This window comes from Thalassotalea sp. ND16A, from assembly GCF_000764205.1.
GTDB lineage: Bacteria > Pseudomonadota > Gammaproteobacteria > Enterobacterales > Alteromonadaceae > Thalassotalea_A.
In genome coordinates, this window is the sequence record NZ_JQDZ01000114.1 from 98,147 (window position 1) to 108,850 (window position 10,704).

10 protein-coding genes and 1 pseudogene are annotated in these 10,704 nt (G+C 41.2%); 8 read left to right on the plus strand and 3 right to left on the minus strand.

Annotated features, from left to right (window positions below; all coding sequences use genetic code 11):
• From rsxG to nth, 3 genes are all read left to right on the plus strand, one after another.
• Positions 1–639, plus strand: a complete 639-nt coding sequence (gene rsxG / locus ND16A_RS02140) for an electron transport complex subunit RsxG (RefSeq protein ID WP_033079084.1) — start codon at positions 1–3, stop codon at positions 637–639.
• Positions 632–1,336: an electron transport complex subunit E gene (locus ND16A_RS02135; protein ID WP_033079085.1), complete on the plus strand. Its 705-nt coding sequence runs from the start codon at positions 632–634 to the stop codon at positions 1,334–1,336. Before rsxG ends, ND16A_RS02135 begins: the two co-directional genes overlap by 8 nt.
• A 321-nt stretch (positions 1,337–1,657) precedes the next feature.
• Complete coding sequence (gene nth, locus ND16A_RS02130; protein ID WP_033079086.1) at positions 1,658–2,290, plus strand: endonuclease III; 633 nt, start codon at positions 1,658–1,660, stop codon at positions 2,288–2,290.
• Between the two features lie 34 nt (positions 2,291–2,324).
• Here nth and ND16A_RS02125 read toward each other — a convergent pair whose 3' ends face one another.
• The 3 genes from ND16A_RS02125 to ND16A_RS02115 all read right to left on the minus strand — a co-directional run bounded on the left by ND16A_RS02125 (position 2,325) and on the right by ND16A_RS02115 (position 4,868).
• Complete coding sequence (locus tag ND16A_RS02125; RefSeq protein ID WP_033079087.1) at positions 2,325–3,482, minus strand: helix-turn-helix domain-containing protein; 1,158 nt, start codon at positions 3,480–3,482, stop codon at positions 2,325–2,327.
• 199 nt (positions 3,483–3,681) lie between these two features.
• A complete protein-coding gene (locus ND16A_RS02120) occupies positions 3,682–3,915 on the minus strand; it encodes a hypothetical protein (protein ID WP_200880863.1) in 234 nt (77 codons plus the stop codon).
• A gap of 35 nt (positions 3,916–3,950) precedes the next feature.
• A complete protein-coding gene (locus tag ND16A_RS02115; RefSeq protein WP_033079089.1) occupies positions 3,951–4,868 on the minus strand; it encodes a DUF2306 domain-containing protein in 918 nt (305 codons plus the stop codon).
• Between the two features lie 323 nt (positions 4,869–5,191).
• Between ND16A_RS02115 and ND16A_RS20800 the strand changes: the two are divergent.
• The 5 genes and pseudogenes from ND16A_RS20800 to ND16A_RS02095 form a co-directional block, all read left to right on the plus strand.
• A pseudogene (locus ND16A_RS20800) lies at positions 5,192–5,443 on the plus strand (endonuclease III); the annotation flags it as partial.
• A gap of 71 nt (positions 5,444–5,514) precedes the next feature.
• The gene (gene gloA, locus ND16A_RS02110; RefSeq protein ID WP_033079091.1) at positions 5,515–5,904 is read left to right on the plus strand and encodes a lactoylglutathione lyase; all 390 of its coding nucleotides are present in this window, start codon (positions 5,515–5,517) and stop codon (positions 5,902–5,904) included.
• Between the two features lie 67 nt (positions 5,905–5,971).
• Positions 5,972–6,520, plus strand: coding sequence for a YaeQ family protein (locus tag ND16A_RS02105; protein ID WP_033079092.1), 549 nt, complete (start codon positions 5,972–5,974; stop codon positions 6,518–6,520).
• Between the two features lie 59 nt (positions 6,521–6,579).
• Positions 6,580–7,938, plus strand: a complete 1,359-nt coding sequence (locus ND16A_RS02100) for a M28 family peptidase (RefSeq protein ID WP_052073301.1) — start codon at positions 6,580–6,582, stop codon at positions 7,936–7,938.
• 222 nt (positions 7,939–8,160) lie between these two features.
• The gene (locus ND16A_RS02095; protein ID WP_033079093.1) at positions 8,161–10,020 is read left to right on the plus strand and encodes a DUF885 domain-containing protein; all 1,860 of its coding nucleotides are present in this window, start codon (positions 8,161–8,163) and stop codon (positions 10,018–10,020) included.
• The last annotated feature ends 684 nt before the right edge of the window (positions 10,021–10,704 follow it).

A 10,704-nucleotide genomic window follows, 5' to 3' on the forward strand; every position in this document is an offset into this window, starting at 1 on the left:
ATGAAAGTAGCCATTCAAAATAATGCCAAAGTGTTAGCACTGTTTGCTGTTGCCTGCACCGCTTTAGTGTCTTTGGTCAGTTTACTGACAAAAGACACTATTGCCCGCCAAGAGCAGCAACAATTATTGTCGACCCTGCATCAAGTCATTGCGCCCGAGCGCATCAACAATGATTTATACCAGGATTGCCAGTTTATCAAAGATGAAGAGTATTTAGGCTCCAACCAAAGCCAAACGGCTTACATTGCGCGCATGGATCACGTTCCCGTCGCTGTTGCAATCACCAGTGTTGCACCCGATGGTTATAATGGCAATATTCAACTGTTAGTTGCCATCAATGTCGACGGCACACTGAGTGGTGTACGAGTGTTAAAACATAAAGAAACGCCAGGTTTGGGTGATAAGATCGAAACACGAAAAAGTGAATGGGTTTACAACTTTAATGATAAAGACATTATCGATGAAAAAGACTTACGTTGGGCCGTGAAAAAAGATGGTGGCATGTTTGATCAATTTACCGGGGCCACGATAACTCCGCGCGCAGTGGTAAACGCGGTGAAAAACACTATGCTCTACTTTAATCAACACCAAAAAGACATTATTAGCAATACCACATCGTGTCGAGGCCAACATGACTGAGCGCAGTGAATATAAAGAATTATCCTGGCAAGGGTTGTGGAAAAACAACCCTGGCCTGGTGCAACTACTGGGCCTGTGTCCCCTGCTTGCGGTTACCACTACATTAACCAATGCAATTGGTCTTGGTTTAGCCACCTTACTAGTATTGGTTTGTTCAAATGCGACCATTTCAGCAATTCGTCAGTGGGTGCCCAAAGAAGTACGCATTCCTATCTTTGTCTTGATCATTGCTGCATTCGTAACTTGTGTGCAGTTGTTGATGAATGCCTTCACTTTTGGCTTGTATCAATCTCTGGGAATATTTTTACCCCTAATCGTAACCAACTGCGCCATTATTGGCCGAGCCGAGGCTTATGCTTCTAAAAATCCGGTAAAACCGGCAAGTTTTGATGGCTTAATGATGGGGGTGGGCTTTGCGCTAGTGTTAATGACCCTTGGCGCCATACGTGAAATTTTAGGTCAAGGTACATTATTTGACGGCGCTGAATTATTACTTGGTGAATGGGCAAGCATTTTACGCATCGAAATTTTCACCTCCGATACGAGTTTCTTACTGGCCATTTTGCCACCCGGCGCATTTATCGCCATGGGCTTTTTAATTGCCGCCAAGAACGCCATCGATAGCTCAATTGCGGCAAAACAACCAAAAGCAGAAGCTAAGACCATTGAACGAGTACGCGTAAATTTTGAAGGATAATGGCTAGGTACAAGGTACAAGGTACAAGGTACAAGGTACAAGGTACAAGGTACAAGGTACAAGGTACAAGGTACAAGGTACAAGGTACAAGCAGGATATTTTACATCTAACTGAGATCGCAGCAAGTTAATTGCTCGAATGATAAAATTGCATTGGGTTACCGCAGACTGCCATTTGCTCGTAGCTTAATTGAAACGAGAAACGAGAACAGATGATTCAGCGCAGCGCAAATCGTCTGTTCTCGTTTCTCGAAGAAGATTTTTTGTTTCTCACAAAAAATCGTATGTTCTGTTCGTTAACGAAGTTATAAGAATAAATAAAATGAATAAAGAAAAACGCTTACAGCTCCTCACTCGCTTAAGAGACGACAACCCAAATCCAACCACTGAATTGAATTTTAGTTCGCCATTTGAGCTATTAATCGCCGTATTATTGTCGGCGCAAGCCACCGACGTTAGTGTCAATAAAGCCACCGACAAGCTATATGCCATCGCCAATACCCCGCAAGCCATTCTCGATTTAGGGTTGGATACGCTGAAAAGCTATATCAAAACTATTGGTTTGTTTAATACCAAGGCGGTGAATACTCTGAAAACGTGTCAGATGCTGGTTACACTCCATGGTGGCGAAGTCCCCGAAGACCGGGCCGCACTGGAAGCATTGCCTGGAGTGGGCAGAAAAACGGCCAACGTAGTATTAAATACCGCCTTTGGCTGGCCCACCATTGCCGTAGATACCCATATTTACCGGGTATCTAACCGAACCAAGTTGGCGATGGGAAAAACTGTTGATCTAGTAGAGCAAAAGCTGTTAAAAGTAGTGCCTAAAGAATTCAAAGTTGATGTTCATCACTGGCTGATTTTACATGGCCGTTATACCTGTGTTGCTCGTAAGCCTCGCTGTGGTGCATGTATTATTGAAGATCTGTGTGAGTTTAAAGATAAGACTGAATAACCTTTAACTAATTAAAGCCTTTCTAATACATTATTCAAAGTGTATTTTTTTCGAGTAATGAGTTTCTATATGCTGATGGACTATGCCCTACCAGTTTCTTGAAAGCGGTATTGAAAGTAGACTTGGAATTAAAGCCGACATCAAAGGCAATACTAGTAACTAACTTGTCGCTTTCTTGTAAAGCTTTTTTCGCTTCTTCAACTCGAAAGCCATTAACAAATTGAAAAAATTTGGTGTTTAAAAACTGAGAGAGTGTTTCTGAAATATGGTTTTCACTTTCTGAGATAGATTCAGATAGTTTGTTTAACGATAAATTATCTTGCAAGAACAACTTATCTTCTTTCATTGCATGTTCAAGTTTTGATGCAATCAGTTGCATTTTTTCAGCGCTAAGTAATGCAGTTCTAGTCTGACCTTGATTAGGCTGACTAGCACGAGGCAACCCCTTCTCAGAATCATTAAGCATTTTTTGGTTGAGGGCCTTCTGAATAAAAATCGCCAGCGCTAGCACCTCTAAAATAGGCAGTAATATACCAGAGCCAAACCAACGCCAGCCCAAAGCACCGAGTGAAAATTCGACGGCATACATTAACCATACTGTTCCCCAAATTAATAGTACGGGTCTAAACCAGTCTAATGAACGCTGTTCTATTTCAGCAAAGCGCTCCATCAGTTGTTGACGGTGACGACTATGAAGTTTTAAAGCAGCAACTAAATATAACAGTGTGTAGAAAATAAAAACAAAAGTGGTGAACAAGCAGGTAAATACGGCGATTTTCCAAAGTTCAGGGTCTCTCGTTGATGGAGTCGCCAGAGCGATCTTTTCGGCAGGACTGATCATGAAAATAAAGGGGAGCATACCCAGCACCACAATAATGGGCCCAGACAATGCCAATACCACCATACGTTTATCGGTGCCCTTATCAGGAGACATAGAAGCATATGCATAAAAATAGAGGGCCGACCCAAGTAACACTCTAAACGGAAGGTGTACACCAACTAAGCCTGGCGCATGAACAAATGCGCCTGAATAAACAAAAAGCTCACCAGCCGAGTGTATCAGCAATAGCAATAATAGGCCTTTTAGGCATACGTTTTGTCTATCGTTCGGCCTTTTGAAGACCTCTAATAATGCGAGTATTGTTATTCCCATGATGCAGGAATATAAAATTGTGGCTAAAAGGTGGACCATATTATTACCAAGGAAAAAATATTTTATAACTCCTTGCGATTATAAAACTAAAACCTATCTGAATCTACATATCTCCTTGCTGATAATTCTGTTTAATCCTTCAAAATGCACGAATCAATGTTCCCTCGGTATACCTGCACAAGTTGTTATTCACTTTTCCAATACAATCATTGAGTAAATAGTCACCATACAAAAACGCTTAATTCTCTGGATTTCTGCTTGTTTTAAGGATAAAACCTGATGCTAAAAAGGCTGCGGCAATAACCGCATTAGTGTAATAGTCGAGCGCTAGGCCTCTTTCCATGCCTTTTATTGCACCTACCACTAACATTATGAACCACATTGCCAAAGGTACAGTTAACAAGTAACCGACTTTTTGTTGTGTACTAAAACGTAAAAACGCAATTGCATTGCTGAAAAACGCTAATATCATCGCCACCATTTCTTCACATTAGCTTCAAATAACGTCTACAAGCCAATTGGCCCGCCTGAGATGACATTTAATAAGAAAGGTGTATAGCCGACCATGCCCATAATCATCAGTATGGTGATTACAAACAACAATCCACTGGTTGCATTCTTAACACTGTTACTGCCTCTTTCCTTCGCGTAAAAATACAATTGCAACGTTAGTAGCGGTAAAACATAACAGCCAAATGTCCACATATAAAAAAACGGGTCGCCAAAAGCAGGATTCATTCCCAGCATGTTTCCCGTTACTAGGTAGCTAAATGTACCAACTCTTAATATCCATTGCGCATTTGAGACGAAAAATAGTCGCAAGGCCCACTTTCTGTGGTTAGCGATATCCTTTTTAATCGCTAGGCGCACGGTTAAATAAGCAAATCCTAATATTAAAAAACCATTAATCGTGGTACCAATCTCAGGAATACCTAATGGGTCAGGATCTCTTATCCACACTAAATAAAAGCCAGAGACTGCTAAGCAGAAGACCGTTGTTAGATAGACATAGCCATTAATTTTATGAAATTTTGGAAAGGAGCTTCGAACTTTGGGTATTAATTGCAATGCACCACCAAAAGCCACTATACCGGCACCGATAGCGTGGGCAGCAAAAGCAAGGTTACCAGAAAAATCTCCTGCGCGGTAAGGAGTGACGCCAAATTGTCCCAACACGGCATTCCAATGTTCCATATTATCGTTTATTACGGTGACTCCATAGAATCCCAAAATGTAGTAAAAGAAAAGCCACTGCCCTGTCAAAGTTGTTACAAACCAAAATACCGCACTATATTTCAATGACTTATTTGCTAATGATTGGTTAGCTAACTTATCGGATGTTCTGTTCTGTACTGCTATTTTATTTGTGTCTGGTATTTCTCTTTCTATAGCTGAGCCAAAATCGGCATTGTGTGTATTGTCCATTAAAAGTCCTCTTTTCTATTGCAATGTTGAGCAGTATGAAAAAAAGACTCATCAAATTCGCCCAAATGGGCCTATTCGAACGTATTTTTTCAATTAATTTAAATAAAATTGTTTTTTATTGCTTTCTGAAGGTTGTTGGTGTGAAGCCTATTCTTTTTAAAACACTGTATATAAATCAATATACAATTATTGGCTCGTTATCTTTTACATTAATTACTAAATTATAAGTAACCGTCGAGACTGCGTAGGGTAAAATCTGCTATGATGTAAAATTGAGGGCAAAGCAATTTAATTTTACCCACACCTCTTATCTACCATCATTATCTTTTGGCTGGCCCACCATTGCCGTAGATACCCATATTTACCGGGTATCTAACCGGACTAAGTTGGCGATGGGAAAAACTGTTGTTCTAGTAAAGCAAAAGCTGTTAAAAGTAGTGCCTAAAGAATTCAAAGTTGATGTTCATCACTGGCTGATTTTACATGGCCGATACACTTGCGTCGCTAGAAAACCACGTTGTGGGGCTTGCATTATTGAAGATTTGTGCGAGTTTAAAGATAAGACCTCGGCTTAACCGCGGTTAAGCCAGAGTCACTTTTAGTCATTAAATGAACATTACCGTAGAAAAATAAAAGGTTTAGCAAAATGCGAATTTTACACACCATGCTGCGAGTTGGCGATCTAGATAAGTCGATCAACTTTTATCAAGATGTTTTGGGCATGCGTTTATTACGCCGCAGCGATAACGAACAATACCAATATACGCTGGCGTTTCTCGGCTATGATGATATGGCTAACTCCACGGTGTTAGAGCTTACCTATAACTGGGGCCAAACAAGCTATGACTTGGGCGAAGCATTTGGTCACATTGCCATTGAAGTAGACGATGTTTATCGTGCTTGCGATAAAATTAAATCTTTAGGCGGGATAATATCGAGAGAGCCTGGGCCAGTAAAAGGCGGAACAACCGAAATTGCTTTTGTTAAAGATCCCGATGGTTACGCCATCGAATTGATCCAGGCAAAAGAAGATTAATTGATATCAACTACACTTATACCCGTTGCAATAAATAAACTTACTCACAGGCAGACATACAAAGTTCATGGCAATTAAAGCAACCATATACAAAGCCACCATACAGCTATCTGATATGGATCGGAATTATTATCAAACATTGAGCCTTACCATTGCCCAACATCCGTCAGAAACGGACAGAAGAATGATGGTGAGGATTTTAGCCTATATCCTCAATGCCGAAGATAACTTGCAGTTTACCAAGGGGCTTTCTGAAGATGATGAGCCTGAAATTTGGTTAAAAGATTACAGTGATGTCATTAAGCTATGGGTTGATTTAGGCCAGATAGATGAAAAACGCATCAAAAAAGGCTGCAGCCGAGGCCAACAAATGCGTCTATACAGTTATGGCTCAAGCGTCGATATCTGGTGGTCTAAAATTAAAAATAAATTATCTGCATTTAGCAACTTATCAGTGATTAAAATTAACGAAGAAACTTGCGAGCAATTAGTGACTTTAGTTGATCGTACGATGGAGCTGCAATGCAGTATCGATTCTGGACAAATTTGGTTAGGCAATAATGAAACTACCGTCCATATTGAGCCAGAAGTTTTACTAGAACAAGGTAATCATTAGCCTGAGCAACCACTCACTAAAAAATCCACAATTACAACACAATAAAAAGAAATACATTCATGAAGAAACATTACCAATTAGCAAGCCTGCTTACCCTTACCCTGTGCCTTAATGCCTGTGCATTATCCAGCAATGACCAAAGCATAGACCTTGACAGTGTCACCGCAGATATGCAGTTTTTAGCAAGCGATGATTTAAAAGGTCGACTGGCAGGTAGCAGCGAAATAACCGTTGCAGAAGATTACATCGCCAAGCAATTTCAGCAAGCAGGGTTGCAACCGCTAAAAGGGTTAAACAGCTATAAGCAAAACTTTACTTTGAATCGTTATCTGCCAAAAACACTCAAGGTTAAGTTAAACCAGCAAAACATTCACGCCGAGAAAATTGCAGTCGCCGGTAGCATCAGTAGCATTCGCTGGAATAAAGAGTCGGCTCAGCACCTAGTGATTGGCAAAAATGATGATTTGCGCAGCAGCTTAAACAGTTTAAACCAGCACGGCGAAAACACCATAGTGTTAATCGATAGCACGCACCAGGAAATGTTCGCTAGATATCGCAATAAGTTTACCAATGGCAGTCAGTCGCTAGAAAGGCGTGCTCCCGCAGCAATCGTTTTGATCTTAACCGACGAAACCGTAATAAACACCATTGAGGTTAGTGCCAGCATTGACCATCAACAACAAACGTTAAGCAATGTTATTGGCGTATTACCGGGTAAATCGAAAGCCGATGAGTTTGTAGTTTTTTCTGCACATCATGATCATCTTGGTACCCAAGCACCAGACATCAACGGCAACGACCAAGATCTTATCTATAATGGCGCAAACGATGACGCTTCCGGCGTAACTGCCGTACTCAATCTGGCCCGTTACTATGCAAACCCTACCAATATTAGCAACAATGAACGAAGCATCATGTTTGTCACCTTTACCGCAGAAGAATCTGGTTTATTAGGCTCAAGTCACTTTGTCAATGACATTGATGCGGATTCGATCACGGCAATGTTAAACATTGAAATGATTGGCAAGGCGGCAGAGTTTGGTGCCGGCACGTATTGGATGACCGGGTATGAACGCTCCAATTTAGCGACTATTTTGCAGCAAAACTTGAGCGCCAACAGCAATAACGCTAAGCAACAAATCTTTGCCGACCCGTACAAAAAATATGGTTTGTTTTATCGCTCTGATAATGCATCACTGGCCAAGTTAGGAGTGCCTGCGCACAGCTTATCAAGTACTCAAATGACCAATGACCATGACTATCACCAAGTGAGTGATGAGATAGGCACGCTCGACTTAGAGCAGATGACTGCCATCATCAACTCCATCGCCAGTGCCAGCTCTTCGTTAATCGACGGCAGCGATACCCCGGATCGCATTGAAAAAATTGTCCCAAGGGCACAAGGCTTAATTTTTTAAGACTCGCGAGTATCACAAAACTTCAATATATCCTGTAAAGTCTGCGCTTCATCGCGCAGACTAAAAATACAACCTTGATAAATATACCAATTTAAGGCAATCTCTGTGCCTGCAATTTTTTTGCATATACCAATTTACTAATTCATCCGTTATAACTAAAAAAAATAAGCAGATAATTAGTCAACTTGGCATTAACCTCATTCCATTTCGATAGGAAATTCTATGCGTAATCAAAAATCATTAACAGCACTGGCGTTAACTTCAGCCATGCTTTTTGGTTGTAATACTACCTCTACCACAGCAGAGCAAAAGCCTACAGAAAGCACTGTAGAACCTGTTGCTGTGGCCAAAAAACAAACCGAATCTGAACGTTTAAATGCCTTTTTTGAAGAAAAATTTATGGAAGCGGTAATGCGCTCGCCACAATTTCAAACCTATTTAGGCATTAAAAAAGATTACGGCAAATGGAATGATAATTCGGAAGCGAATGCGGAAAAAGAATTGCAAATTACCAAGGATAACTTGGCATTACTGCAAACTTTTAACTTTGATTTGCTCGACCCTCAAACAAAAATCAGTTATCAGTTAGCGGAACTGGACATGGAAGATGAGATCGCCGACCACAAATGGCGCTATCACAATTATCCGGTAAACCAAATGCGTGGTCAGCATTCAAACATTCCTTCATTTTTAATCAATCAACACACCATCACCAATGTCAAAGAGGCAAACGATTATGTTAGTCGTATCGCTGGTGTAAATACCTTGATTGAACAACTTATCGTGCAGTTAAAAATTCGTGAAGAGTTAGGCATTATTGCCCCTAGCTTTGTCTTCCCTCACGTCATACGTGACTCTCAAAACTTGATCCAGGGTGCACCATTTACCGAAGGTGAAGATTCAACCATACTGGCAGATTTTACCAAGAAAGTGACGGCATTAGAGTTGGATGAAGGGCAAACTGAACAATTAATCAATGATGCCAATAAGGCTTTGCTCGCCAGTGTACAACCGGCGTATCAAAACTTAATTGATTATTTGATTGGCCTGGAAGCGAAATCAAGCAATGATGCCGGTGCCTGGAAATTTCCCGAAGGTGATGTTTTTTACAATCATGCCCTACAAGACACTACCACCACCAAAAAATCGGCGGAACAAATTCATCAAATAGGATTAAGTGAAGTCGCTCGTATTCATGATGAAATGCGCGTCATCAAAGATAAAGTTGGCTTTGATGGCAACCTGGCAGCATTCATGCAGTTTATGCGTGAAGACTCGCAGTTTTACTACCCAGACAGTGAAGCAGGCAAGCAACGTTATTTAGCGGAAGCCACCGCGTTGATCGATAACATGAAAACGCGTTTAGACGAATTATTCCTGGTAAAACCAAAGGCCGACTTAATTGTTAAGCGCGTTGAAGCGTTTAGAGAAAGATCAGCCGGTAAGGCGTTTTATAACCGCCCGGCACCAGATGGTTCACGTCCGGGTATGTATTACGCCAACCTATACGATATGAAAGCCATGCCGACTTACCAAATGGAAGCGTTAGCGTATCATGAAGGCATTCCAGGCCATCACATGCAATTGGCCATATCGCAAGAGCTAGAAGGCATTCCTACTTTTCGTAAATTCAGTGGCTATACGGCTTACAGTGAAGGCTGGGGTTTGTATACCGAGAAATTACCAAAGGAAATTGGCCTTTATTCCGACCCATATTCAGACTTTGGTCGTTTAGCCATGGAATTATGGCGCGCCTGTCGTCTGGTTGTTGATACTGGCATGCACGTGAAAAAATGGACCCGTAACGAAAGCATTGATTACTACGTAACCAATACACCTAATGCAAAATCTGACGCCGTTAAAATGGTAGAACGTCACGCGGTAATGCCATCACAAGCGACTGCTTATAAAATTGGCATGTTAGAAATTTTACGTTTGCGTGAAAAAGCGAAAACGGCACTCGGTGACAAGTTCGATATTCGTGAATTTCACGATGTTTACCTGAAAAATGGCCCTCTACCGCTCGATTTCATCGAAACCATGGTAGATAACTATATCGCCAAGAAGAAATCGGCCGAATAGAACAGCCATAACACCAGCGAAACAACTACGGGGCCATTGGCCCCGTTTTTTTCTGAAGGTTAAAAACAGGGATTGACTGCTACAAGCAGCATTGCTGGAGCCGACTACAATCCCAGCGAGTTTCGATATAGCCTGCAGTCTCCAAAGTGCCACATCAGAGACATTAAATTAGCTAATACCTGAAGCAATATTAAAAACAATTAGCCACGTCATCCCACCGTGTTTTGGGTGGGATCTCCTCAAGCGTATTGTGCATCATTAAATTAGATTTCAACTTGAGTTGAAATGTTCAATTGGTCTACAAAGTGCCATCCGCCGACATACGATATTAGAAAAAATACTCCGTCATCCCGTTATGTTTTTGAACGGGATCTTCTCCAGTTTAGAAGTGGCTTGAACGAGTATTTAGTGCCAATTGCCGACATACGATATGAGAAAAAATACAACGTCATCCCACCGTGCTTTTGGATGGGTTCTCCTCCAGTTTCAAGGTGACTTAATCAGGTCGATTTGTGCCATTGAGAGACGTTTAACCTTCAAGTGTCAGGGCATACTCCGAAACAATTAACCACGTCATTGCGGCGCAGGCCGCAACCCCCTTTCGGATATAGCGTGCCTATAAACAATTGCTTCCTCAAATTAATTTCAATTAAGCTACAATTAAATTTCATTCATTGAAAAGGA